This window comes from Aeromonas sp. s6, from assembly GCF_040907815.1.
Taxonomy (GTDB): Bacteria; Pseudomonadota; Gammaproteobacteria; order Enterobacterales; family Aeromonadaceae; genus Aeromonas; species Aeromonas caviae.
The window spans coordinates 13,985-36,761 of record NZ_JBFOCN010000119.1 but is presented as its reverse complement, the minus strand read 5'-3'; the positions used below and the strand labels follow the sequence as shown (position 1 = coordinate 36,761).

The 22,777-nt window shown below is 65.2% G+C and carries 24 protein-coding genes; 10 read left to right on the top strand and 14 right to left on the bottom strand.

The genetic code is table 11. From position 1 onward, the window contains the following. Positions 1 to 99 precede the first annotated feature (99 nt). On the top strand, positions 100 to 684 hold the full coding sequence (locus AB5Y50_RS17900; protein ID WP_319882994.1) for a hypothetical protein: 585 nt from the start codon (positions 100 to 102) through the stop codon (positions 682 to 684). An 81-nt stretch (positions 685 to 765) separates the two neighbouring features. Here AB5Y50_RS17900 and AB5Y50_RS17895 read toward each other — a convergent pair whose 3' ends face one another. The 4 genes from AB5Y50_RS17895 to AB5Y50_RS17880 all read right to left on the bottom strand — a co-directional run bounded on the left by AB5Y50_RS17895 (position 766) and on the right by AB5Y50_RS17880 (position 2,912). Continuing rightward, positions 766 to 1,191, bottom strand: coding sequence for a hypothetical protein (locus AB5Y50_RS17895; RefSeq protein ID WP_202041283.1), 426 nt, complete (start codon positions 1,189 to 1,191; stop codon positions 766 to 768). A 225-nt stretch (positions 1,192 to 1,416) separates the two neighbouring features. After that, positions 1,417 to 2,163, bottom strand: a complete 747-nt coding sequence (locus AB5Y50_RS17890; RefSeq protein WP_103243819.1) for an SDR family oxidoreductase — start codon at positions 2,161 to 2,163, stop codon at positions 1,417 to 1,419. 42 nt (positions 2,164 to 2,205) lie between these two features. Next, positions 2,206 to 2,442, bottom strand: a complete 237-nt coding sequence (locus AB5Y50_RS17885) for a DUF3624 domain-containing protein (RefSeq protein ID WP_319882993.1) — start codon at positions 2,440 to 2,442, stop codon at positions 2,206 to 2,208. Then, positions 2,439 to 2,912, bottom strand: coding sequence for an N-acetyltransferase (locus tag AB5Y50_RS17880; protein WP_319882992.1), 474 nt, complete (start codon positions 2,910 to 2,912; stop codon positions 2,439 to 2,441). The genes AB5Y50_RS17885 and AB5Y50_RS17880 overlap by 4 nt, the downstream gene beginning before the upstream one ends. A gap of 187 nt (positions 2,913 to 3,099) precedes the next feature. Here AB5Y50_RS17880 and AB5Y50_RS17875 point away from each other — a divergent pair, with 187 nt between their 5' ends. Both AB5Y50_RS17875 and AB5Y50_RS17870 read left to right on the top strand, forming a co-directional pair. Further along, complete coding sequence (locus AB5Y50_RS17875) at positions 3,100 to 4,542, top strand: RimK family protein (protein WP_319882991.1); 1,443 nt, start codon at positions 3,100 to 3,102, stop codon at positions 4,540 to 4,542. 24 nt (positions 4,543 to 4,566) lie between these two features. Further along, entirely contained in the window at positions 4,567 to 5,097 is a 531-nt protein-coding gene (locus AB5Y50_RS17870) for an MgtC/SapB family protein (RefSeq protein WP_039039793.1), read from the top strand. Between the two features lie 55 nt (positions 5,098 to 5,152). Here the strand turns inward: AB5Y50_RS17870 and AB5Y50_RS17865 are convergent, their stop codons facing one another. Both AB5Y50_RS17865 and AB5Y50_RS17860 read right to left on the bottom strand, forming a co-directional pair. After that, entirely contained in the window at positions 5,153 to 6,769 is a 1,617-nt protein-coding gene (locus AB5Y50_RS17865; RefSeq protein ID WP_103255099.1) for an alpha-amylase family protein, read from the bottom strand. A 117-nt stretch (positions 6,770 to 6,886) separates the two neighbouring features. Continuing rightward, positions 6,887 to 7,165: a DUF2442 domain-containing protein gene (locus tag AB5Y50_RS17860; protein WP_039039795.1), complete on the bottom strand. Its 279-nt coding sequence runs from the start codon at positions 7,163 to 7,165 to the stop codon at positions 6,887 to 6,889. A 257-nt stretch (positions 7,166 to 7,422) separates the two neighbouring features. Here AB5Y50_RS17860 and AB5Y50_RS17855 point away from each other — a divergent pair, with 257 nt between their 5' ends. Then, positions 7,423 to 9,387: an LTA synthase family protein gene (locus tag AB5Y50_RS17855; protein ID WP_319882990.1), complete on the top strand. Its 1,965-nt coding sequence runs from the start codon at positions 7,423 to 7,425 to the stop codon at positions 9,385 to 9,387. A 55-nt stretch (positions 9,388 to 9,442) separates the two neighbouring features. Here the strand turns inward: AB5Y50_RS17855 and AB5Y50_RS17850 are convergent, their stop codons facing one another. Then, positions 9,443 to 9,913, bottom strand: a complete 471-nt coding sequence (locus AB5Y50_RS17850; RefSeq protein ID WP_010672715.1) for an Lrp/AsnC family transcriptional regulator — start codon at positions 9,911 to 9,913, stop codon at positions 9,443 to 9,445. Between the two features lie 149 nt (positions 9,914 to 10,062). Here AB5Y50_RS17850 and AB5Y50_RS17845 point away from each other — a divergent pair, with 149 nt between their 5' ends. Beyond that, a complete protein-coding gene (locus tag AB5Y50_RS17845; RefSeq protein WP_010672714.1) occupies positions 10,063 to 10,581 on the top strand; it encodes a tyrosine-protein phosphatase in 519 nt (172 codons plus the stop codon). A gap of 6 nt (positions 10,582 to 10,587) precedes the next feature. Here AB5Y50_RS17845 and metA read toward each other — a convergent pair whose 3' ends face one another. Beyond that, on the bottom strand, positions 10,588 to 11,535 hold the full coding sequence (gene metA, locus AB5Y50_RS17840; protein ID WP_010672713.1) for a homoserine O-succinyltransferase: 948 nt from the start codon (positions 11,533 to 11,535) through the stop codon (positions 10,588 to 10,590). A 144-nt stretch (positions 11,536 to 11,679) separates the two neighbouring features. Here metA and AB5Y50_RS17835 point away from each other — a divergent pair, with 144 nt between their 5' ends. Together AB5Y50_RS17835 and AB5Y50_RS17830 are read left to right on the top strand one after the other, a co-directional pair. Next, positions 11,680 to 12,924, top strand: coding sequence for an HD-GYP domain-containing protein (locus AB5Y50_RS17835; RefSeq protein ID WP_319882989.1), 1,245 nt, complete (start codon positions 11,680 to 11,682; stop codon positions 12,922 to 12,924). Positions 12,925 to 12,952: 28 nt separating this feature from the next. Next, entirely contained in the window at positions 12,953 to 14,128 is a 1,176-nt protein-coding gene (locus AB5Y50_RS17830; protein ID WP_319882988.1) for a CinA family nicotinamide mononucleotide deamidase-related protein, read from the top strand. On the opposite strand, the gene AB5Y50_RS17825 is transcribed toward AB5Y50_RS17830, so the two are convergent. Further along, positions 14,125 to 14,640, bottom strand: a complete 516-nt coding sequence (locus AB5Y50_RS17825) for a metal-dependent hydrolase (protein ID WP_221366091.1) — start codon at positions 14,638 to 14,640, stop codon at positions 14,125 to 14,127. The two genes, AB5Y50_RS17830 and AB5Y50_RS17825, sit on opposite strands and share 4 nt — an antisense overlap. Positions 14,641 to 15,034: 394 nt before the next feature. On the opposite strand from AB5Y50_RS17825, the gene AB5Y50_RS17820 reads away from it, so the two are divergent. The 3 genes from AB5Y50_RS17820 to AB5Y50_RS17810 all read left to right on the top strand — a co-directional run bounded on the left by AB5Y50_RS17820 (position 15,035) and on the right by AB5Y50_RS17810 (position 18,756). Further along, complete coding sequence (locus AB5Y50_RS17820; RefSeq protein WP_319882987.1) at positions 15,035 to 16,699, top strand: FapA family protein; 1,665 nt, start codon at positions 15,035 to 15,037, stop codon at positions 16,697 to 16,699. Between the two features lie 113 nt (positions 16,700 to 16,812). Beyond that, a complete protein-coding gene (gene yidA, locus AB5Y50_RS17815; RefSeq protein ID WP_041214347.1) occupies positions 16,813 to 17,622 on the top strand; it encodes a sugar-phosphatase in 810 nt (269 codons plus the stop codon). Between the two features lie 363 nt (positions 17,623 to 17,985). Next, positions 17,986 to 18,756 carry a gamma-glutamyl-gamma-aminobutyrate hydrolase family protein gene (locus AB5Y50_RS17810; protein WP_010672706.1) on the top strand — a complete coding sequence of 257 codons (771 nt, stop codon included), beginning with the start codon at positions 17,986 to 17,988 and terminating at the stop codon, positions 18,754 to 18,756. Between the two features lie 151 nt (positions 18,757 to 18,907). Here AB5Y50_RS17810 and AB5Y50_RS17805 read toward each other — a convergent pair whose 3' ends face one another. From AB5Y50_RS17805 to dapF, 5 genes are all read right to left on the bottom strand, one after another. Next, entirely contained in the window at positions 18,908 to 19,312 is a 405-nt protein-coding gene (locus tag AB5Y50_RS17805; protein ID WP_103858871.1) for a hypothetical protein, read from the bottom strand. A 71-nt stretch (positions 19,313 to 19,383) separates the two neighbouring features. Further along, on the bottom strand, positions 19,384 to 20,094 hold the full coding sequence (locus tag AB5Y50_RS17800) for an HAD-IA family hydrolase (RefSeq protein ID WP_319882986.1): 711 nt from the start codon (positions 20,092 to 20,094) through the stop codon (positions 19,384 to 19,386). A gap of 95 nt (positions 20,095 to 20,189) precedes the next feature. Next, positions 20,190 to 21,167: a tyrosine recombinase XerC gene (xerC, locus tag AB5Y50_RS17795; RefSeq protein ID WP_200163889.1), complete on the bottom strand. Its 978-nt coding sequence runs from the start codon at positions 21,165 to 21,167 to the stop codon at positions 20,190 to 20,192. Then, a complete protein-coding gene (locus tag AB5Y50_RS17790) occupies positions 21,160 to 21,840 on the bottom strand; it encodes a DUF484 family protein (protein ID WP_041212252.1) in 681 nt (226 codons plus the stop codon). Before AB5Y50_RS17790 ends, xerC begins: the two co-directional genes overlap by 8 nt. A gap of 79 nt (positions 21,841 to 21,919) precedes the next feature. Next, positions 21,920 to 22,750 (bottom strand): diaminopimelate epimerase, encoded by an 831-nt coding sequence (gene dapF / locus AB5Y50_RS17785; RefSeq protein WP_029313578.1) that lies wholly within the window; start codon positions 22,748 to 22,750, stop codon positions 21,920 to 21,922. Between the last annotated feature and the right edge of the window lie 27 nt (positions 22,751 to 22,777).

Below are 22,777 nucleotides of genomic sequence, written 5' to 3'. Positions count from 1 at the left end.
CGCTCCTGCCCGGCTTTGCTATGGTGATAGCGGGAAGACGAGTTCGTCGCCCCCTCAAGCCCCTCCCGGGGTCCCTTTCCCACTCACAGGGTCTCTATCATGAAACTGAAGCACGCCTGGATTGCGGGTGCCCTCACCCTCTGTGCCCCTCCCCTGCTCTATGCCGCCGAGGTCACCACCCATGTGGCCGTGGCCCCCGGTCAAGCCAGTCTCGCCGAAGAACTGACGGCCAGGGCAACCGTCACCGCCATCGACCTGGCCACCCGCAAGGTCAGCCTGAAAAATGCCGAAGGGCAGACCCTGGATCTGATCGCCGGGGAGGAGGTGACCAACCTTCCCCAGCTCAAGGTGGGAGATGTCGTGGCCTTGAGATATCTGCAACTGCTGGACCTGACCCTGCTCAAGGGCACCGCCGGGGTGAGAAAACGGGTGGTGGAAGTGGAAGGGGGCAAGGCGGCCGCCGGGGAGAAACCCGCAGCCGGCGCCGGCATGCAGGTAACCATCTATGCCGACGTCATCGACGTGGACAAGGCGCACCATACCATCCGGGTCAAGGGGGTCGACCACACCCTGACCCTCAAGGTGCAGGATCCGGCCCAGTTCGCCCTCATCGCCAAGGGGGACCAGATCAAGGCCGTGCAGACCACCGCCATCGCCATCGGCATCGCCCCCCAGAGTCCCTGAGCCCTGACCACGGCCTGCCAGCCCCGTGGCAAGGGGGCAACCCCTTGCCTTTAACGCCAAAAGATTGCCGTTTGAATCACATCATGCCTGGGAGGCGGATTTGCCGGTGAGGCGATCCATGGCCTCCTTGAGCATGGCATCGCGCTGCGCGGCCAGGTCCTTGCTCTGCGTTTCGCGCTCCTCGGCAGAGAGCGTCTTGTCATCCGCTATCCCCTTGAGCTGACGCTCGAGATCGTCAAATTTTTTGCGATCAAAGCCCAGGGCCTTGTCCACCATCTGCTGCACCCGCGCATCCTTGACGCCACCGGTCAGGACTGTGTTCTTGCCGTTCCTGGCCAGATGCTCGTAGGTCAGCGTCTGCTGCGCCTTGCCGGTCAGCACCTGACTGGAGAGGCTGACCTGCTGAGACCAGCCGCTCTGCTTGTCGTCGCTGTCGCTGAGGGTCGCCAGGGCACGGTTCTGGGACGCGCTCTGGGCGAGTTGATGACCATAGGGTTTGATATCCATGAAGGCTCCACGCTCACTGCCGGCCTCGCCGGCTCCGGGGATGGTTTCCCCACCATGGGCCGGAGACAGCAAAATGCAGGCCAACTTGAGTACCCCCCTCTTTCGACGGTTCAGCACGGGGTCGCAGCACGCCTCCTTCTGCACTCCATGACGAGTGCGACCAGACCCATCAAAAAAAGGCGCCCGAAGGCGCCTCTTGTGGACAGAAGTTGGCTCGTCATGACATCAGCGACGGCTGATGTGGAGCGGACCGAAGGTCTGGGCCACCGGCATGATCTCGATGCTGTTGATGTTGACGTGGGCGGGCTGCTCGCTGATCCAGAGTACGGTATTGGCGATGTCTTCCGGCAGGATGGCCTGCACCCCCTGATAGACGGTGGCCGCCTTGGCGTCGTCGCCGTGGAAGCGCACGTTGGAGAACTCGGTGCCACCGCACAGGCCGGGCTCCACGTTGGTGACACGCACCGCCGTGCCCGCCAGATCCGCACGCAGGTTGAGGCTGAACTGCTTCACGAACGCCTTGGTCGCGCCGTAGACGTTGCCGCCCGGATAGGGATAGGTCCCTGCGATGGAGCCGATGTTGATGACGTGGCCGCGGTTGCGCGCCACCATGCCCGGCAGCAGCAACCGGGTGATCAGGGTCAGGCCGCTGATGTTGGTGGCGATCATCTGCTCCCAGTCCTCAAGGTCTGCCTTGTGGGCAGGCTCCAGCCCCAGTGCCAGGCCAGCGTTGTTGACCAAAAGATCCACCTGTTGCCATTCGGTCGGCAGCCCCTCGATGGCGGCGCGGGTGGCAGCCTTGTCCTGGACGTCGAACACCAGCGGCAGGAACTGCTCGCCCAGCTCCTCGGACAGGGCGGCCAGCCGTTCGGCGCGACGCCCAGTGCCGATCACCCGGTGGCCAGCGCTCACCAGCAGGCGGCTGATGGCCTCACCAAAGCCGGACGAGGCGCCCGTTACCATTGCAATCATGTGAACCTCCATTGTTATTTGTCTTCTTGAAAAATCAGCACGTTATATGTCGCGTTTGCCCAGCTTTCGCCATACGAACACCGCCAGATGCAGCAGGAAGAGACCCGAGCCCCCCAGCGCAAACAGCAGGCCGGTCAGGGCGTTGACCGAGGTATCGGCGCCGCACCACCACCAGACCAGCCAGCCGACGGCCCCGATGAGAAAGGTCTGGGCGGCGCAGACCGGGCAGCGCCCGAGCTTGGCCCTGATGGCGGTGGCCAGGCAATCCTCGCAACTCATGATGGCTCCTGCCGCTCATCCCCCAGCGCCAGCACCAGGCGGTGGGCATGCTGTCCGGGCCCGTAATAATCGGGCAGCCGTACCCCGGGGCGAAACCCCAGCCCCTGATAGAGGGTCCTGGCTTCTGGGTTGGCGTCGGCGACCTCGAGGCGAAGCGCCCCCCAGCCAGCCTCGCGCCCTTCCCGGATCACCTGCTCCAGCAGGCGGCGTGCCCACCCCTGACGGCGGACGGTCCAGCGGATGGCGAGGGTCTGGATGATGAGACGATCCCAGCCTTTGTGCTCCAGCACGCTCAAATAGCCCATCACCTGCGCCTTCTCGTCTTGCAGCAGCAGGGTGCGCCCCTTGGCCTGATTGAGCAGATAGTGCCAGCGGCTGCGGCCGAAGGCGACCTCGGGGGGAAAACAGTAGCGTTCCAGCTTCACGATGGCGCCCAAATCATCGGCTCGGGCGGCGCGCACGGTCAACACGGGGAGTCCTTGTTCGGTTATTTATCCTCAGCACCAGAAATGCGACTTGTATCACAAGTTACCAAGGCAGAATATTAGGCACTGTAACCTCTTGTTTCCCCTCGCGCCATTGTCGTGCTTGTCGGTGCATCGAAGCCCACTGGGGATCCTGCCGTTTCTGGCAGTCCTTTCTGTGGAGCCTGAAAATATGAGTACCTATGTCATCGTCGAGGAGCCGGGCGACTGGCCCTGCCATGCCGACTATCTGCTGACCGCCCGCACCTACCTGCAACACGGTCTGCCCACCACAGGGGGGCGTCCGCGCATCATCAACCTCTGCCGCAGCCTGGAACACCTGGGGGCCGGTTATTACTGCTCCCTGCTGGCCCAGGCCCGCGGCCACCACTGCCTGCCCGGATTGCAGGCCATCAGCCGGCTGCAGCCCCAGCAGCCTCCCGCCAAGCTGTGGCGCAAATTGCAGGGCTGGCTGGCCCAGCAGAGCGAAGACAGGATCCGGGTGCGCACCATCTTCGGCCAGTGCGAACAGAGCGAGCTGGCGGGGCTCGCCCGCTATTACTACGGCCTGAGCCAGTTGCCGCTGCAGGAGCTGACCCTCAAGCGCGGTCGCCACGGCTGGTCGGTGCGTCAGCAGGAGAGCCTGTCACCGCTGGCGCTGAGCCCGAGCGAGAAGGCGCTGATGGTGCAGCACGCCCAGGCGCTGGTGGGCACGGGGGACGAGGAGCAGACGGCGCCACGCTACCAGCTCGCCATCCTGGTCGACCCCAACGACGGCCGCGCCAGCAGCGATGCTCTGGCGCTGGAGCGTTTCATCAAGGCGGCCGCTGCCCAGGGGATCCAGGCCGAGATCCTGCCCCCCTCGGCCATCGAGCGGTTGCCGGAGTTCGACACCCTCTGGCTGCGCGCCGAGACCGCGGTCGGCCACTACACCTTCGAGTTTGCCCGCCGTGCCGAGCAGCTCAAGATGCCGGTCATCGACAGCTCCCGTGCCATCCTCGCCTGCAGCAACAAGCTCTATCTCTACGAGCTGATGGTGCGCAGCGGCGTGCCCATGCCCCCCACCACCGTCGTGACCCGCCGCGGCCGCCAGCATGTGGACGAACTGGTGCAGCGCCTCGGTCTGCCGCTGATGGTGAAGATCCCCGACGGCGCCCAGGGGCGCGACCTCGCCATGGCCGGCGATGACATCCAGCTCGCTCGCCTGCTGGACGAGGGGCTGGCCCGCTCCGCCCTGCTGCTGGTCCAGAGCCGGATCCCTGCCGAGTTCGACTGGCGCATCGGCTTTCTCGACGGCTCGCCGCTGTTCGCCTGCCGTCGCTACCGACCCGAACCCGGCAACCGCATCCGTCGCCGCAAACACCCCCTCGACATGAGCCGCATCGAGGCGCTGCCCCTCAGTGACGTGCCAGAGCGGGTGCTGCAAACCGCCCGCCGCGCCGTGCACCAGCTCGGCAACGGCCTGTTCGGGGTGGATCTGCGCCAGCAGGGTCAGGGCTGCGTGTTGCTGGAAATCATCGACAACCCCTGGATACGTGGCGATATTGAAGACAGGGAGGCAAAGGACCTCTACGAGCGCCTCGCCCGGGCCTTCCGCCAGCGGCTGGAGAACCGGGGGCAGAGCGCGACAGGATAACAAGCATCGCGAGCAGAGGTGGATATGATGACAATGCAGTGGTGGGACATCGCGCCCCTTGGCTGGGAGAACATCCTGGTCTGTCTGGTGTGTGGCACCCTGGTGGGGCTGGAGCGGCAGCTTCGCGGCAAGCCGGTGGGGATCCGCACCTCTTCCCTCATCGTGCTCGGCACCTACTGTTTTCTCGCCATCGGTGCCGCCGTCAGTCCTCAGGGCGCCGATCAGGCGCGGGTGCTGGGTCAGCTCATCACCGGGGTCGGCTTTCTCGGGGCCGGGGTCATGATGACCCGGGATGGTCAGGTGCTGGGGGTGACCTCCGCCGCCGCCATCTGGATGCTGGCCGCCCTCGGCGCCCTCATCGGCATGGACATGCTGCATCAGGCGCTGCTGCTCACCGTCGTCACCCTCTCCATCCTGGTGGGGGTGGACTATCTGGAAGCCAGCTTCAAGAGCCTGCGCCGCGGGGTGCACAACCGGCTGGAACACTGGCGCCACGGGGCCGAGCCCTCGGTCTCTTCCCGCCGGGACGACCTTGGCAGCGGCATCGAGAAGTAAGCCGCCACCATGAAAAAGGGCTCCATCATGGAGCCCTTTCTGTTGCCTGCCTCCCTCAGCGCACCAGCAGGAAGCGGCCGGTGAGGGGTGGCAAGTCCACCGTCACGCTGCTGCCACCGATGGCCAGATTCTCGCCGCTCTGCAGATCCACCAGGGCGCTGCCGCTGCGCAGCTTGCCGACCGGCACCGCGTAGCTCTGGGGCGTGGTGGAGACGTTGAGCAGGTAGACTACTTGCTCGCCCGCCGTCTGCTTGATGTCGCCATAGACGCTCCCCTCGGCCACCAGCTTGACCCGCTCCCCCTGATAGAGGGCGGGGTGGGCGGCGCGCAGGGCCAGCAGAGCGCTCAGCCACTGCTTGAGCTCGGCCTGCTCGCTGCTCGGCACGAAGCCGGTGACACCGGGAACCTTGCCATCGCTGCGGGCCACGTGATCATCGCAGAGCCCCTGGGCCGCACAGTCGCCCCCCACCTGGCTGGCAAAGCCAGGCACCTCGTCGCCAAACTCCTCGCCATAGTAGAAGGTAATGGGGCCTGAGCGGGCGGCCATGAAGCTGAAGGCCGCCTTGTGGCGCTGCCAGTAGTCCGCCCCATTGAAGTTGCCCCGCTCCAGCAGATCGCCGAAGCGCACCAGATCGTGGTTGCCCAGCATCAGGTTGGGCATGGCGTGGTCCGGGTAGTTCTCCACCTTGTTCCAGCTGGCGTCGAGCACGCTGGCCCCCTGCCCGCCTTTGCCGGACTCTTCCACCGCCAGCGCCTGTACCAGGCCGTAGCGCAGGGGGAAGTCGAACGCCGAAGAGAGCGCCGGGTTGTCGCTCGGGCCATAGGCCTGGGCGCGGATCTCGTCGGCGCCCTTCCACACTTCCCCCACCATGTAGCCGAGGGTGCCCCACTGCTGGCCGGCGGCCTTGCGCGCCGCGCTGGCCTGGGCCACCTCGCTGCGAATGGCGCGCCAGTCATCCAGCCCCAACTGATAAGCCTGATCGAGGCGCCAGCCGTCGATGCCGTACTGCTCGACCCAGTAACGGGCCACCTCCTTGAAGTAGGCCAGACTCTCGGGCTGGCCGTAATCCACCAGTTGGCCCGGGTAGCCTGCGCCGCCGCTCTTGAGGGCAGGCAGCCGCCCCTCTGGTGAAGGCTTGCTCACCCCCACCTTGTTGACGTGGCCGAACACCCCGTCGAGGAAGACATAGAGCCCGCGCTGGTGCGCCCCGTCCACCAGTTGCTTGAGCTGGGCGTTGCTGCCGAAGTTGGGATCCACGTTGAAGAAGTCGCAGGCGAAGTAGCCGGTGGCATCCAGCCGGTCGTCCCCGGCCTGGCCGGCGCAGGAGTCAAACACCGGCGTGAGCCAGATGGCGTTGACGTTGAGGCTCTTGATGTGGTCGAGGCTGTCGATGATCCCCTGCAGATCGCCGTTGTGCCGGGAGGGGCCGTAGCCAACGCCGTAGTTGGCGCTGCCGTCGCCGTCGACGAAGGACTCCACCATCACCTGGTAGGTGCGCAGGTTGCAGGCTGGCTGATCATTGCCGTAGCAGGCGCGGCTGGCCGACGCGGGGGGCGGATTGACCACCGGGGGCTGGGGGTCACTGCTGCCACCGCCTCCCCCGCTGCCGCAAGCCGTCAGTAACAGGGCGGCCCCGATGAGGCCGCCACGACGCAACGTTCCTTGTTTCATTGTTATGTTCCCGCTGTGGTGGATGGGCGCCCAAAGCGCCGCACTGGGGTCATGATAACGACCTGACCGACGCGGGTCTGTGACTGAAAACGTTACCTGACTCAACGAGTTAGCATGTCAGAAGCGATGCATGTTGCGATCGGGGAAGGCGGCGCGCTCGTCGATGGGCAGGATCAGGTGGTAGACCTCGTGGGCCGCCAGGGTGAAGCCCGAGGGCCACGCCAGTTGATGGCGATCATCGATGAAGACACGGGCGAAGCGACGCTCGGTCTCCATGGCCGCAAACAGCGGCTGGCCGCGCCAGGGGGTGAGATCCAGCACGCCTGTGGTGCCGTCGGAGAGCACCACGAACAGAGACCAGCCCTGCATATATTCCACATCGATGAAGACCGGCATCCCTTCGGCTCCGATTGAGAAATCCGGCGCCATTATAGGCACGACCCTTGTCTCGATGTGCCAGCAGGATCACAGTTTCCCCAGCGTTTTATGCTCTCTTCGAACCCTGCATCCCGTCACAAAAAATCATAAAACGTGCCAACCTCTCCATTTATACCCCATGCCCATGCAACCTTTGCCAGGTGCCACTGTCATACTCCTGCACCATAACAACAATGCGCCCGGGGACTGGGCGCAAACAGGTTTGCAGGAACAATATGACCACCATCAGACAATGGCTGGGACCGGTTTGGCCCATCGCCGTTTTTTCATTGATCGCGCTCATCTCCCTGACCGTCAGCCGCCTTGGCCTGGGGCTCTGGCAACTGGAACGGGTGGATGCCGTCTCTGGCTGGCAGGAGATGCTGCTGCAAGGCATTCGCGTCGACGTTGCCACCCTCTGCTGGGTCTGGGGCGTACCCGCCGTCTTGACCCAGTTGCTGGCCGGACCCCACGCGCCGGGGCGGCTCTGGATGCAGCTTATCCGGATCTGGCTCACCCTGGGGCTCTGGCTGATGCTCTTTCTGGAGATCTCCACTCCCGCCTTCGTCACCGAATACGGGGTGCGCCCCAACCGCCTCTATGTGGAGTACCTCATCTATCCGAAGGAGGTGCTCTCCATGCTGTGGGCTGGCCGCAAGGGCGAGCTGCTGCTGGCCGTGATCTTCAGCGGCGCCGTACTGGGCGGTGGCTGGTGGCTGAGCGGCCGCCTGGTGCGTGACCTAAGCTTCCCCCGCTGGTACTGGCGCCCCGCCTTCGCCCTGCTGATCCTCGCTGTCGGCTTCCTCGGCGCCCGCTCCAGTCTCGGCCATCGCGCCCTGAATCCGGCCATGGTGGCCTTTGCCGACGATCCCCTGGTCAACGCCCTCACCGTCAACTCCGCCTACTCCCTCTTCTTTGCCATCAAGCAGATGGGGGCCGAGGAGGATGCCAGCCAGTTTTACGGCAAGATGGCTGACCATCAGGTACTCGACATAGTCCGCGAGGAGAGCGGTCGCCCTCTCGGCGATTTTACCTCTGCCGATCTGCCGAGCCAGACCTTCAACACGGCCAGCTACCAGGGCAAGCCCAAAAACCTGGTGATCCTGCTGCAAGAGAGCCTGGGGGCCCAGTTCGTCGGCTCCCTCGGCGGCCTACCGCTCACCCCGAACATCGATGCCTTGTCGAAAGAGGGTTGGGCGTTCGAGCAGCTCTACGCCACCGGTACCCGTTCGGTACGCGGCATCGAGGCGGTGCTCACCGGCTTCACGCCGACCCCGGCCCAGGCCGTGGTCAAGCTCGGCAAGAGCCAGACCAACTTCTTCACCATCGCCGACCTGCTCAAGCAGCGAGGCTATGACACCAGCTTCATCTATGGTGGCGAGAGCCACTTCGACAACATGCGCAGCTTCTTCCTCGGCAACGGCTTCACCACCATCGTCGAGCAGAAGGACTTCAAGAACCCGGTGTTCGAGGGATCCTGGGGCGCCTCGGATGAAGATCTGATGGCCAAGGCCAACGAGACCTTCGCGGCGCTGCACAAGGAGGGCAGACCCTTCTTCAGCCTGGTGTTCAGCTCCAGCAACCACGATCCCTTCGAGTTCCCCGACAACCGCATCGCCCTGTACGAGCAGCCCAAGCAGACCCGCAACAACGCCGCCAAGTACGCGGACTACGCCGTCGGCGAGTTCTTCAAGAAGGCCAGGGCATCGGACTACTGGCAGGACACCCTGTTCCTGGTCATCGCCGATCACGACAGCCGGGTCGGGGGAGCCAGCCTGGTGCCCATCCCCCGCTTCCACATCCCGGGGGTCATCCTGGGGGACGGCATAGCACCGAGAAAGGACCCTCGCATCGTCAGCCAGATCGACATGGCCCCGACCCTGCTCTCCCTCATGGGCATAAGTGCCGACTACCCCATGCTGGGCAAGGATCTCACCCGCATGCCCGCCGACTGGCCGGGGCGCGCCATCATGCAATACGACAAGAACTTCGCCCTGATGCGCGGTAAGGATGTGGTGATCCTGCAGCCCGAGCGGGCGCCGGAAGGCTTCACCTACGAGGATGCGACCGAGACGCTCACCCCGGCGCCGCAGCCGGGCGCCATGAAGGATGCCGCCCTGGGGCTGGTCCTGTGGGGCAGCCTGGCCTATCAGCAGGGGCTATACCGGACGGCGCAGGACAGCCGGCTGGCTCTCAACTGAGGAACCGCCCACAAAAAAACCGCCCTCGGGCGGTTTTTTCTTGCGGCTCGCCCCGTCAGGGGTGGGGGAAGCAGGGGAGCGAGCGGCTGAACCTGTGCTCGAACACCAGGGAGGTCTCGAGATGGACCACCTCTTCCCGGGAGGTGAAGTGATCGAAGACGAAATTGCGCAGGTGTTCGGTATCGGAGACGCACAGGTGCACCAGGAAATCATCCTTGCCGCCCATGTGGAACAGGCTGATCACCTCGGGCAGGGCCAGGATGGCGTCGCGAAACGCATCGATGATCTGGCGGCTGTGACGGGCCAGTTGCAGGGAGACCATGGCCTGGATGTGACCGCCCAGGGCCTGGTAATCCACCTCGCAGTGCGCCCCCTTGAGCACGCCATCCTGCTGCAGCTTGCGCACCCGCTCCAGACAGGTGGACGGCGCCACCCCGACCAGGGCCGCCAAATCCTTGTTGGTCATGCCCGCATCGCGAAACAGATGGGCCAGGATGTCCAAGTCCAGTTGATCCAGGTTTCTCATCTCTACTCCTTGCATCGCTCGATTTTTTTAGACTCTGCCCGTAAACCGGGCCGAACACAACGCAGATTGACATCGCCTCCGGCCCCTCTATGCTGTGCCGCACCCGCGGGATACCCATCCCGTTGATCCCGGCCACCACGAGGAACCCCATGCTCAGTGCCCATCCCTTCTGGAGCCTGGACGTTCCACGGCTCGACGGCCAGCTCCTGCTCACCCCCTGCCCCGGCAGCCAGCAGGTCCCCATGGCCGACGCCCTTGCCCAGTTGCAGCTGGCCGGTGCCGGCGGGGTGCTGACCCTGATGACGGTGGAGGAGCTGGCCCTGTGCGGGCCCCTCTCTCTCGGGCAGCTGGTGCAGGCCAGAGGCATGAGCTGGTTCCATCTGCCCATTGCGGATGACGAGGCTCCGGATGCCGCCTTCGAACAGGCCTGGCCCGGGGTGCAACCCCGACTGCTCGCCCTGCTGCGCGAGGGACGGCACCTTGCCATTCACTGCCACGGCGGAAGCGGGCGTACCGGGCTGGCGGCCGCCCTGCTGCTGATGACCCAGGGGCTGCCCCAGCAGGAGGCCATGACCCTCATCCGGGCCAGACGGCCACGGGCCTTCACCCTGGCCTGCCACCGTCACTGGCTCGATACCCGTGGACGGCGGCTGGCCGGGGCGGACTGATGGGCTCTATCCCTTGGGCTGCTGGTAGGTAAAGACCTTGCCGATGTCTTCCACCTTGTAGCTGGTCAACTGGTAGACGTAATAGTTGAGCCAGTTGGAAAACAGCAGGTGACCGTGGCTACGCCAAGTGGCGCGCGGGGTCTGGCTTGGGTCGTTGTTCGGGTAATAGTTGACCGGAATGACGGGGGTGAGCCCGGCCGCCAGATCCCGCCGGTATTCCCCATCCAGGGTCAGAGCGTCATATTCCGGATGGCCGGTGACGAACACCTGGCGACAATCCTTGGTGGCGGCCAGATAGACGCCCGCCTCTTCCGACTCGGCGAAGATCTGCAGATCGGTGTGGGCGCGGATGAGATCCCCGTCGAAGGCCGCATAGCGGGAGTGGGGCGCCACGAATTCGTCATCGAAGCCGCGCAGCAGCGCCTCGTGCTCGTCGAGGCGGTGGTGGCGATAGACCCCGGAGAGCTTCTCGCCGTGGGTCTGCTTCTCCATGCCGTACAAGGCTTTCAGCGCCGCCTGCACCGCCCAGCAGAGGAAGAGGGTGGAGGTGACATGCTGATGGGACCACTCGATGATCTCGACGATGCGGGGCCAATAGACCACCTCCTCGAACTCCACCAGCCCGAGCGGCGCCCCCGTGATGATCATGCCGTCGTAGTTGTTGCCTCTCACCTGCTCGAAGTCGTGATAGAAGTTCTCCAGGTGCGCCTGGGGCGTGTTTTTCGACTCCCGATCGTCGATACGCAACAGATCCACGTCCACCTGCAAGGGCGAGTTGGAGAGCATCCGCATCAGCTGGATCTCGGTTTCTATCTTCTTGGGCATCAGATTGAGGATGAGCACCCGCAGCGGGCGGATGTTCTGGGTGACGGCCCGGGATTCCGTCATCACGAAGATGTTCTCCTGCCCCAGCACTTCGGCGGCGGGCAACTGGTCCGGGATCTTGATCGGCATGCTGACTCCCTGTACTGCATCGGTAAATATGTCTGGACATCTAGAAGCCTATAATAAAGCGCTCCCGCTGTCATCAGATACCTTTTGTATTCACCCCGCCCTTTGACTAGCATACGGCTCAGTGTGTCCCTCGTGCCCAACCCCATGACAGGAATCAAGATCTCCGTAGAACGGCTGCAAGTCGGCAATTATGTCTCCCTGCCTTTGGGATGGCGCGAGCACCCGTTTCTGTTCTCCAGCTTCAAGCTCAAGAGCGAGGAGGAGATCGAGCTTATTCGTCGCCTTGGCCTCAAGCTGGTGACCATCATTCCCGACAAGAGCGACACGCCGCCCAAGCCCCTCGGCCAGACCCAGTCCCAGGCAGATGAGATTGAGGGAGAAGGTCTTGTCGCCCGCCAGGAGGAGATGCAGCAGGAGAAACTGCGGCGCATCGAGCAGTTGCAGCGCTATCGCCGCGACCTGCAGCAGTGCGAGAAACAATTCCGCCAATCCCTGGCCCAGGTGCGCAACCTCATGGGCAAGATCCAGTCCCGCCCCCTCAACGCCATCAGCGAGGCCCAGGAGCTGATCAACGCCATGACGGAGCAGCTCCTCTCGGTGGACGAGATGGTGCTGCACCTGGTCTCTGACAGCGATGATGGCAACAGCCTGCAGTTTCACTCCCTCAACGTCAGCGTGCTCAGCATGCTGCTCGCCCGGGAGTGCAAGTTGCCGGCCGAGGCAATCCGCCAGGTCGGCATGGGGGCTCTGTTCCACGACATCGGCAAGCTGAGGATCCCGAGCCAGATCCTGCGCAAGACGGAGCCGCTGACCAAGCCGGAGCAGAACCTGATGGCCCAGCATCCCCGCTACGGCCTGGAACTGCTGGGGCTGGTCAGCGATTTTCCGGAAGCAGCCAAGCAGATAGTGCAGAACCACCACGAGTACCTGGACGGCACCGGCCCCCAGGGGCTCAAGGGCGATCAGCTCGATCCCCTCACCCAGATCGTCTCCCTCATCAACGAGTACGACAACCTCTGCCACCTGGAGGCCAAGGTGCCCTACGCGGCCCTCGGCAGCCTCTACAAGCAGCGCAAGTCCCAGTTCAACGCCGATCACCTCGGCATGCTGATCCGGCTGATGGGGGTCTATCCCCCGGGCAGCGTGGTGCAGCTCTCCAACGGCCAGGTGGGGCTGGTGATGTCGGTCAACGCCTCCCGCCTGCTCTACCCCGCCGTGCTGGTATACGACCCCCGCATTCCGCGCCAGGAGGCGGCCATCATCGACCTCGACGCGGCCGGGCTGACCATCGCCAAGGTGATCCAGCCCAAACGCCTGCCCCCGGCGGTGTTCGAATACCTCAACCCCCGCACCCGGATCAGCTACTACTTCGAACACGGCAAGCCCTGAGAGGGCTGGCCCCACCCAAGGAGTCCCCATGCGCATCGAGATCATCAGCACAGGCGACGAGATAGTGACCGGCCTGGTGGTGGACACCAATGCCGCCTGGCTCAGTGCCCTCTTGCTGGAGCAGGGCTGGCAGGTGCGCCGCCGCGCCACCGTGGGGGACAACCTTGCGGATCTGACAGCCGTGCTGCAGGAGAGCGCCAACCGCGCCGAGGTGGTACTGGTGTGCGGGGGGCTCGGCCCCACGGCGGACGACCTCACCGCCCAGGCCGCGGCCGAGGCGTTTGACCAGCCCCTGACCCTGTTCCCGGACTGGCTCGCCACCATGGCCGAACGCTATGCCAGCCGGGGCCGCACCATGGCACGGAGCAACACCAAGCAGGCCTGGCTGCCCCGGGACTGCGAGATCCTCGACAACCCGGTGGGCACCGCCTGCGGCTTTGTGGTCCGCCACCCGGCCAGCCACGGCCAGAGCCGGCTCTTCTTCACCCCGGGCGTGCCGTTCGAGTTCAAGCAGATGGTGCGCGAACAGATCATGCCCCGCCTCAAGGCGCTGGCCGGGGAAGAGACCGACACCGAGCTGCGCCGTTTTTACACCTTCGGCGTCTCGGAGTCCGCCCTCAGCGACATGCTGGATGCGGCCCCCTGGCCTGCCGGCATCGAGCTGGGCTACCGCTCCTCCATGCCTCTCATCGAGCTCAAGCTCATCGGCCACGGTGCCAGCACCGCCGACATGGACGCCGCCGAGGCGAGGCTGCTTGCGGCCATCGTCCCCTGGCTGGTGGGACGTGGCAACGAGGCGCCTGCCAGCCAGATCCTGGCCCTGCTGGGGGAGCGGTCGCTGCACCTGCAAGAAGGGGAGAGCAGGGGCGCCCTGCTGACCATGTGTCACGGGCACCCGGCCCTGACCGCCGGCTTCAGCCACACCCTGAGCGACGATCTGACTCAACTGGCGGTGCCCGCCGCCCCCCTGAGCCTCACCATAGGCCGTGCCGGGCCGGACGGCGTGCCGCTGCTGCTCTGCGCCGACGGGCAACTGCACGGCCAGACGCTCAGGGTCAGCCACCCGGATCCCGCGAGCGGTCGCCGGATCCTCGCCTTCGCCGCCCTCGACATGCTGCGCCGCCACCTGCTGGGGCTGCCGGTGCTCGCCGACTACCTCACCCTGACCCGAACGGCCAAGTGCCAGGAGGGCGCCCGGGACTAGAAGTGAGCCAAGCCTGCACCGCCATGGACCCAGTACCCGGCGAGCGCCAGGGTCAGCAGGCAGAAGGCCCTCTCGTAACCCCCGCCGCTCTTGAGGGGCAGGCAGGGCAGGCGAAAGCGCCGACGCCAGGGCCAGAGCAGGGGAATGCCCATGGGGGTGAGCCAGTCCCCCAGCAGATGGCTGAGATAGCCCACGATGAGGGCATCCTTCACCGCCCCCGACAGCAACCAGGGGGCTTCCACCTGGGCCAGCCCCCAGACCCCCATCCCCACCGCCAGCAGGCTGTGGGTGAAGCCGCGATGGCCGAACAGCCGGGAGAGCGGCCCCGAGATCCAGGGCAGTTGCCGCCCGAGCAGGGAACGGGGGTGATCGAGATCCGGCAGCAGGGCGCTCGCCAGGGCCATGGGGACGATGTGCCACAGGCTGGCATCGGCCAGGGCCGGAGTCAGTTCAACCTTGTGGGCAAGCAGGACGCAGGTGACGGAAAACAGCAGGTGGCCTTGGGCGGTCATGGGGCTCGTTCGGTTGGACAGAAAAAGGGGCTGATCGGTGGCGACCAGAGTCCTCGCCCTGGGGCGGCGGCAGATTAAAATCCTTCTCTTCCTGCCTGGCAAGGTGATTTGCATCGCCTCCCTCAACGTGATGGACACTCTGGATAGCGAAAGCACAAAAAGTCAGCATATTGCGCTAAAAAACTGCAATGGAGCCCATGGCATGGCCGGCTCTGCCCCTCTCCCGTCAGCCGATATTTCCTCAACCCGGCTCACCCATTTGCATTCAGATCGTTGACCCGGAAGGAAAAATACCCGAATACTGCGCGTTGGATCCGCCCCGGCGGCATTGGATGCCGGCAAGGAGAGGCCCCAGCATGGGGCAAACCGGACAGGGACAACGAAGGAGGGCCCGGTGTTAAGCAAAGCGTGGTTTCAGCTGTCGGCCGACATGAGCTATGTCTGCCTGCGCATCACCCCGGGCCTCACCGAGCCCATCCAGGAAAGCGACGTCCTGGCCCTGCTGCGACTCTCCAACTGTCGGCGCTACGAACCCCTCGGCGAGGGGATCCGCGAAGCCGTCACCCTGCTCAACGCCCTCATCGCAGAGCCGGATGCCCCCGCGCATCCGCCAGTCCCCATTGCCCGGCGCCAGGATGCCAGGCTGCTCATCCAGGTGGACAAGGACCAGATGAGCGCCAGGGCGCAGATCACCGCGGACTGGGGCGGCCAGCCCCTGACCCTGGCCCGGTTGCAGGAGGCCCTGGCGGCCAGCACGGTCAAGCAGGGGGTGAGCGAGCGACTGCTTGCCGCCGCCATCCAGGCAGCGGGTGAGGCGGCCCCCGGTGCCCAGCTCAATCCCGTCATCGCCCTCGGCAAGGCCGCCAGGCACGGCCTGGATACCCGCCTGGAGCGGCTGGTGGAGACCGCAGCCGAGCGGATCCTCAAACCCCAGGAGCGGGATCACGGCAAGGTGGACATGCGCGACCTCGGCACCCTGCTCACCGTCAAGGCGGGGGCGTTGCTGATGCGCAGGCACCCCGCCACCCAGGGCATCGACGGCTTCACCGTGACGGGCCAGACCCTGACCGCCCGCCACGGCAAGGAGAGCGCCATGACGCCGGGTGACGGCACCTGCCTCTCCCCCGAGGACCCGGACCTGCTGCTGGCGACCCGCCCGGGGCTCCCCTGTCAGGAGCGTGCCGGGATGCGGGTCGACGAGGTGCTCAACGTCAAGCAGGTCGACATCCGCCACGGTCACGTCGAGTTCGAGGGATCCCTGCTGGTCACCGGGGACGTCATGCCCGGCATGCGCGTCAAGACCAGCGGTGACGTGGTGATCGGCGGCTTCGTCGAGGGCGGCTACATCGAATCCGGCGGCACCATCACGGTGCGCAACGGCATCATAGGGCGCAAGCTGGCGGACGACGAATACCTCTGCCACCTCAACGCCGGGGGGGAGATCCACGCCAGCTATGCCCAGTACGCCAGGCTGGAGGCCGATGGCGACATCCATATCCTGAGCCAGCTCAGTCACTGCTATTGCCGCAGCGGCCAGGATCTCAAGGTGGGGGACAGCGCCATGCGCAAGGGGAACCTCATCGGCGGCATCAACATCGCCAATCGGCTCATCATGGCCCCGGTGCTCGGAGCCTCGGCGGCCAACCGGACCCGGTTGCAGATCCTCGGTGGCTATTTCAGCCAGAAGGAGCAGGAGCTGGCGCTGCGCCAGCGCAAACAGACCTGCGCCGAGCAGATAGACAAGCTGCAGGATCTCATCCTGCGTCTGCTGCAACTGCCCCGTGACAAGCGCAATCCCGAGACCCTGCAGAAGATCAAGGCGCTGCGCACCCGCCAGTTCGACGAGAGCAAGAGCCTGGACGAGCAGCTCGCCGAGGCGCAGCGGGAACTGCAGGCGCTCATGGCCAACATGGACATCATCGCCACCCAGCGCCTCTTCCCCGGCGTCGAGGTGGAGATGGCCCACCACCACAACAGGGTCGACATCGAGCACGGCCCCATCCACTTCGCCATCCGGGAAGATCAGCTGCAACTGACCCCCTACCAGGGCCAGCGCTGAGGGGCAACGTGCCCCCGCGTCGGCAGGCGGCGTGATCCCGGCGGCGATTTTCGCTACACTCGGCCTCCCCATGGCCCCATCGGGCGGGCCGGCCAGACTCAGGTAGTGAGAAGATGTACAAGCTGATCGCATTGGATATGGATGGCACCCTGCTGACCCCAGAGGGCCGAATCTCCCCCCGCACCCAGGCCGCCATCGCGGCAGCCCGCGCCAGGGGCGTGACCGTGGTGCTGGCCTCCGGCCGCCCGCTGGAAGGCATGACCGCCGCCCTGACCGAGCTGGGCCTCACCGGCCAGGATGACTACGTCATCTGCTACAACGGCGCCCTGGTGCAGCAGGTGTCCGAGCAACGCATCATCCGCAGCCAGTTGCTGACCGGCAGCGATGCCCGTGCCATCGCCCACCTGGCCTGTGAGCTGGGGGTGAACATCCACGGCTTCTCCGTCCGCCAGGGGCTCATCAGCCCCAGGATCAGCCCCTACACCGAGCACGAATCCCGCCTCATCGGTCAACCCATCAACCTGGTGGACTTCGCCACCCTGCCCGACGACGAGCAGATCATGAAGGTGATGATGATTGACCCCGAGCCCCTGCTCTCCCGTGCCATCGCCCAGCTGCCCGCCGAACTCCACGAGCGCTATACCGTGGTGCGCAGCGCACCCTATTTCCTCGAGTTCATGAACAAGCGCAGCAACAAGGGCACCGGCGTCGCCGCCCTGGCCGAGCACCTGGGGCTGGATGCCTCCCAGGTGATCGCGGTGGGAGATGCGGGCAACGATCACCACATGATCGCCTACGCCGGACTCGGGGTCGCCATGGGCAACGCCACCGACGAGATCAAGGCGCTGGCACAGCACACCACGGGGCGCAACGATGAAGACGGGGTCGCCCAGGTGATCGAACGTTTCATCCTGAACGCCTGAGTCGACAAGGGGCCCTGTGGGCCCCTTCTGCTATCCGGCCGCCCGGCCAGATGTTTAATATATCCACCATCAAATCTCTCTCCGCACCATGTATCCCCCCTCAAGCCCCTTTAAATGGGACTCATAGCCGTATCCCGGCATCAACGGTTAACATAATCGCATCATTTTGTTTGACATATTGAACGGCCTTGGCAGACTGGAGGCAGGATCCAGGCTGTCGTTGCCAAGGCTGACCGACGATTCTGGCACGCTGGCGCGACCCTGATCCCACGACCATGCCTTGAGGCATGCCCTTGCGAGCCGAGGCGGCAAGGGCCTTCCCAAGGCGCAGGATGAGACCGCCAAGGATAGCCAAGGTGACCTATGCCCAACCCCAGTTCCCATAACAAACCCGTCGTGCTGATGACCATGGGGGCCCAGACCCGCAGTGGCCACGCCTACCAGGTCATGACCCACAAATACATCAAGCCTCTGGTGGAGATCAGCGGCTGCGTGCCGCTGCTGGTGCCCACCTGCTGTGGCACCGAGGATCTGGAGCAGTATCTGGACCTCGCCGACGGGGTCTATCTGAGCGGTGCTGGCTCCAACATCGATCCTGCCCTCTATGGCCAGGAGAACCTCACCCCGGAAAAGCCCCAGGACAGGGACAGGGATCTGTTTGATATTCCCCTGGTGCGCGCCGCCCTCGACCGTGGCCTGCCGATCCTCGGGATCTGCCGCGGCATGCAGGAGATCAACGTGGCCCTGGGAGGCGACATTCACCAGAAGGTCTATTGCGAGCCGGGTTATGACGATCATCGGGAGGATGCGGATGACCCGGTGGACGAGCAGTATGGCGAGAGCCATCAGGTCGAGCTGGTGCCCGGTACCTGGCTGGCCGAGCTGATGGGGCAGCCGTCGATTCCGGTCAACTCCCTCCACGGGCAGGGGATCAAGACGCTGGCCAAGGGGCTGGCCCCCCTGGCCCATGCCGAAGACGGGCTGATCGAGGCGATCCACGCACCCGCCCTCTCCCCCTTCCTGCTGGCGGTGCAGTGGCACCCGGAGTGGAAAGCCAGCGAGAACCCCCACTCCATCAAGCTCTTCACCGCCTTTGGCGACGCCTGCCGCCGGTTCAGGCAGCAGGTCGGCTAGTCGCCGACCCCTTGCCCTTGAGCCTGGACAGGGCCCCGTACATCGGGGGCTGCCCAGAGGCATCCGACGTGGCGGGCCTGTGAAACCCACACGCCATCAAGCTGCCCACTGCCTTCGGCGACGCCTGCCGCCCGCTCAGGCAGCAGACGGGCTAGTCGCCAAATCCCTTGCCCTTGAGCTTGGGCAGGGCCCCGCGATCAGGGCGCAGGGTTCGGCAGACATCCAGCCCCTTGAGGCCCCGCTGGATATGGTCCGGGGCCTGCCCGAGCACCATGCCGTTGCCGCGATAGAGACGGGCATCCTCCAGCTCGAACAGCTCGCCGCCGATGAGCAGTTGCTCCCGGCCATTCACCACCTTGCCCCGTTTCAGGGGCAGGGTCATGTCCACCTGGATCTCGCCGGTGGCACACCCCTCGCGCCAGCGCGCCTCGTCGGAAAACGGGGAGATGGCGATCTCCCGCCAGGATCCGTCCCTGAACTCCATCCGGTAACGGTCTTGCACCAGATCGCATCCCGCCAGCATCATGGGGATCGCCAGCCAGATGACACCCTTCATTCCCTTCACGCCCTTGCTCCCTTGTTGTTATTGCCAGATATAGATCACGGAATCTGTCCCTCACCCCCAGCTCAGAGCAGCAGGGTGGCCAGATCCTGCAGCTGCCCCAGCTCCACATCCGGCAGCAGCGACAACGACTGCCAGGACTGACCGCTCTCGTTGAGCCAGGCGGCCCGAAAGCCGTGCAGCCTGGCCCCCAGTACGTCGGTCACCGGGTGATCCCCCACATGAAGGATGCGGCCGGGGGTCAGCCCCAGGGCCTCTTGCACCTGCACGAACATGTCGGGCGCCGGTTTCATTCTGGCTCCCGCTCCCGCCTTGCAGACCAGGGTGAAGTAGCCAACCAGACCCGCCTGCTCCAGATCCAGGTTGCCGTTGGTGATCACCGCCAGCGGGTAGCGCGCCGCCAGACGAGCCAGCAGGGCGTGAGTCGCCTCGCTCACCTCTATCTTCGAGCGCTCGGCCATGAAGCCGGTGAACACCGCCCGGGCCTGCTGCTCCGCCAGCCCGGGCTCCATGCCCCCCTGCACCAGGGCCTCGCGAATGCCCCACTGGCGCGCCAGGCTGACGTCGTGGCTCAGCGCCGGGTGGTCCAGCAGCAACTGGCGCTTGAGCGCGAGCCAGCGCGGCTTGTCCAGCATGGCGGTAGCCAGGTATTCGCTGCGCAGGTGGTCCAGCATCCACTGTTCCGCCCGCGCGATGGCGGGGCCGTTGTCATAGAGGGTGTCGTCCAGATCGAACGAGATGGCGGCCACCGGCTGCCAGCGACGGTAAAACTGCATGGCTGTTCCTCTTTACTCCTCATCCTCTGGCGTTGCGAGCTCCCGCCTGACCGGGGCGACGCGGAGATTGTCATCCCCGCAGATCGCACACCACATCACTCATCCTCCGGCGTTTCCGGATCCCGCTTCGCCCGCGGGTGGGCACTGTCATATACCTTGGCCAGATGCTGGAAGTCGAGGTGGGTATAGATCTGGGTGGTGGAGAGATCCGCATGCCCCAGCAGCTCCTGCACCGCCCGCAGATCGCCGGAGGATTCCAGCATGTGGGTGGCGAAGCTGTGGCGCAGCTTGTGGGGATGCACGTGGGCATTGAGCGCCTGCTTGTTGCCCCAGCCGTCGAGCCGCTCCTGTACAGAGCGGGCCGAGAGCCGCTGCCTGCGCTTGGAGACGAACAATGCCTCCCCCTCGTCACCGGCCAGCAGGGGGCGTACCTTGAGCCACTTGTGCAACCACTCCACCGCCATCCGCCCGATGGGCAGCACCCGCTCCCGCGAGCCCTTGCCGATCACCCTGAGCTGGCGCTCGTCGAGCTTCACGTCCGCGAGGTTGAGCCCCACCAGCTCGGCAAGGCGCAGGCCGGAGGAGTACATCAGCTCCATGATGGCGCGATCCCGCACCGCCAGCGGATCCTGCTCGTCGGTGATGTTGAGCAGCTGGTACATCTCGTCCACGTCCAGGTTCTTGGGCAGGGGCCGCCCCTGCTTGGGGGTGACGATGCCCCGCGCCGGGTTGGCGGTGAGCCGCCCCTGGCGAACCTGCCAGTCGCAGAAGCTGCGCAGGGCCGACACCTTGGTGGCAAGGGAACGGGGCGCCAGCCCCCCCTTGTGCATCCGGGTCACCAGACTGCGCACCTGGCTCGCCTCGAGCCGGGCCCAGTCGTCGACCCCGAGCTTCACCAGCTCGGCGGTCATGGCTTCCAGGTGGGCCTGATAGTTGCTGCGGGTGTGGGGGCTGAGCTGGCGCTCGACCCTCAGGTATTCGATAAAGGCGTTCAGCTCCCCCGCCAGTGCGACCGGCAGGGGGTCGGCGGCAGGGGGCGTCCTGGCAGCGGATCGGGTCGTTGCCTTAGCCACGGGCCAGCTCGGGCAGACGCAGCTGCAGCAGACGCCCCAGCTGACCCAGCAGCAGGGTGTCGTTGTGGGGGGTGAAGTGGCTGGGATCCGAGCTCGCGAAGGCCAGCACGCCGAGCTCCCCGAGCCGCATCAGGGCCACCGAGTTGACCAGCACATCATTGCCAAACAGCGCCTGCTTCTCGCTCTGGTTGAGGCGGCCGAAATAGTAGTCCGTGCCGGGCAGGCGCTGCCCCAGCAGTTGTTCGAGCTGTTTGCCCTGCGCCAGGAAACGCTGCTCGGGGCCGCTCAGCTGGAAATGCCTGGGATTGAGCCAGAGCCGCAGGCCGGTGAGTCGCAGCCGCTGGACGAAGGCCTTGCCCATCACGGCGCTCAGCTCGAACAAGGTCTGGCAGCCGTAGATCTCCCCGTAGAGATCCGCGTAAACCCGAAAGATCCGCTCGTTCTCGCTGGCGACCCCCATCAGTTCGGTGATCTCCTGCTCCAGCTGCTCGATGCGCTCCCGCTGTCTGTCCAGCTGGCGCTCCACCAGGGAGATGGTGCCCTTTTGCCCATGGGGAATGCGGATCTTGTCCAGCATGGCCCCGTGACGCAGGAAAAACTCGGGATAACGGGCCAGGTACTCCAGCACTGTGGCTTCATCCACCAGTGATTCCTGCCGTTTGAGTTCGCTCATAACTTGGTTGATCCATCCGAAAAAGGGGCCAAGGGCCCCGATATGATCCGTTGATGGAGCGGGATCACCCGCTCCTTGTCTACAACTCTATCTGGCCGTCAAAGACGTGCTCGGCCGGTCCCGTCATGTAGACGGGCTGACCCGGTCCCTTCCAGGCGATGGTCAGCTTGCCACCCGGCAGGGTGACGGTGACCCGCTCCTTGAGCTTGCCCTGGCTGATGCCTATCACCACGGCCGCACAGGCCCCGGTCCCGCAGGCCAGGGTCTCGCCCACCCCGCGCTCGAAGACCCGCAGCTTGATCTCGCTGGCGTTGACCATCTCCATGAAGCCGACGTTGACCCGCTCGGGGAAGCGCTCGTGGCGCTCCATGATGGGTCCCAGGGTCTCCACCGGCGCATCGGCCACCGAGGGCACCTCGATGACGCAGTGAGGGTTGCCCATGGAGACGGCACCGCACATCACGGTGTGATCCTGGGCCCGCAGCAGATACGTCTTCTCCGCCTTCTGGGCACGGAACGGGATCTTGCCCGGCTCGAACTGGGGCACCCCCATGTTGACCGTGACCTGGTTCTCCCCTTCCAGCTGCAGAGTGATGCGGCCCCGGGCGGTACTGACCGCGATGCGATCCCGGTTGACCAGCCCCTTGAGACGCACGAAACGGGCGAAGCAACGGGCCCCGTTGCCGCACTGTTCCACCTCGCTGCCGTCGGCATTGAAGATGCGGTAGTGGAAGTCGAGCTCGGGGTCATAGGGCGGCTCCACCAGCAACAGCTGGTCGAAGCCGATACCGAAGTGACGATCCGCCAGCTTCTTGATGATGTCGTTGCTGAAGAACACCTTCTGGGTGACGCCATCCACCACCATGAAGTCGTTACCGAGGCCGTGCATTTTGGAAAACTCAATCAACATCGCGCGTTCCTGTCTCACCGTTAATCA

Excerpts from the sequence above, each read along its gene's own strand:
- AB5Y50_RS17900 (WP_319882994.1), top strand. The coding sequence starts at position 100 with ATGAAACTGAAGCACGCCTGGATTGCGGGTGCCCTCACCCTCTGTGCC.
- AB5Y50_RS17895 (WP_202041283.1), bottom strand. The coding sequence starts at position 1,191 with ATGGATATCAAACCCTATGGTCATCAACTCGCCCAGAGCGCGTCCCAG.
- AB5Y50_RS17890 (WP_103243819.1), bottom strand. The coding sequence starts at position 2,163 with ATGATTGCAATGGTAACGGGCGCCTCGTCCGGCTTTGGTGAGGCCATC.
- AB5Y50_RS17885 (WP_319882993.1), bottom strand. The coding sequence starts at position 2,442 with ATGAGTTGCGAGGATTGCCTGGCCACCGCCATCAGGGCCAAGCTCGGG.
- AB5Y50_RS17875 (WP_319882991.1), top strand. The coding sequence starts at position 3,100 with ATGAGTACCTATGTCATCGTCGAGGAGCCGGGCGACTGGCCCTGCCAT.
- AB5Y50_RS17870 (WP_039039793.1), top strand. The coding sequence starts at position 4,567 with ATGATGACAATGCAGTGGTGGGACATCGCGCCCCTTGGCTGGGAGAAC.
- AB5Y50_RS17865 (WP_103255099.1), bottom strand. The coding sequence starts at position 6,769 with ATGAAACAAGGAACGTTGCGTCGTGGCGGCCTCATCGGGGCCGCCCTG.
- AB5Y50_RS17860 (WP_039039795.1), bottom strand. The coding sequence starts at position 7,165 with ATGCCGGTCTTCATCGATGTGGAATATATGCAGGGCTGGTCTCTGTTC.
- AB5Y50_RS17855 (WP_319882990.1), top strand. The coding sequence starts at position 7,423 with ATGACCACCATCAGACAATGGCTGGGACCGGTTTGGCCCATCGCCGTT.
- AB5Y50_RS17850 (WP_010672715.1), bottom strand. The coding sequence starts at position 9,913 with ATGAGAAACCTGGATCAACTGGACTTGGACATCCTGGCCCATCTGTTT.
- AB5Y50_RS17845 (WP_010672714.1), top strand. The coding sequence starts at position 10,063 with ATGCTCAGTGCCCATCCCTTCTGGAGCCTGGACGTTCCACGGCTCGAC.
- metA (WP_010672713.1), bottom strand. The coding sequence starts at position 11,535 with ATGCCGATCAAGATCCCGGACCAGTTGCCCGCCGCCGAAGTGCTGGGG.
- AB5Y50_RS17835 (WP_319882989.1), top strand. The coding sequence starts at position 11,680 with ATGACAGGAATCAAGATCTCCGTAGAACGGCTGCAAGTCGGCAATTAT.
- AB5Y50_RS17830 (WP_319882988.1), top strand. The coding sequence starts at position 12,953 with ATGCGCATCGAGATCATCAGCACAGGCGACGAGATAGTGACCGGCCTG.
- AB5Y50_RS17825 (WP_221366091.1), bottom strand. The coding sequence starts at position 14,640 with ATGACCGCCCAAGGCCACCTGCTGTTTTCCGTCACCTGCGTCCTGCTT.
- yidA (WP_041214347.1), top strand. The coding sequence starts at position 16,813 with ATGTACAAGCTGATCGCATTGGATATGGATGGCACCCTGCTGACCCCA.
- AB5Y50_RS17810 (WP_010672706.1), top strand. The coding sequence starts at position 17,986 with ATGCCCAACCCCAGTTCCCATAACAAACCCGTCGTGCTGATGACCATG.
- AB5Y50_RS17805 (WP_103858871.1), bottom strand. The coding sequence starts at position 19,312 with ATGAAGGGTGTCATCTGGCTGGCGATCCCCATGATGCTGGCGGGATGC.
- AB5Y50_RS17800 (WP_319882986.1), bottom strand. The coding sequence starts at position 20,094 with ATGCAGTTTTACCGTCGCTGGCAGCCGGTGGCCGCCATCTCGTTCGAT.
- AB5Y50_RS17790 (WP_041212252.1), bottom strand. The coding sequence starts at position 21,840 with ATGAGCGAACTCAAACGGCAGGAATCACTGGTGGATGAAGCCACAGTG.
- dapF (WP_029313578.1), bottom strand. The coding sequence starts at position 22,750 with ATGTTGATTGAGTTTTCCAAAATGCACGGCCTCGGTAACGACTTCATG.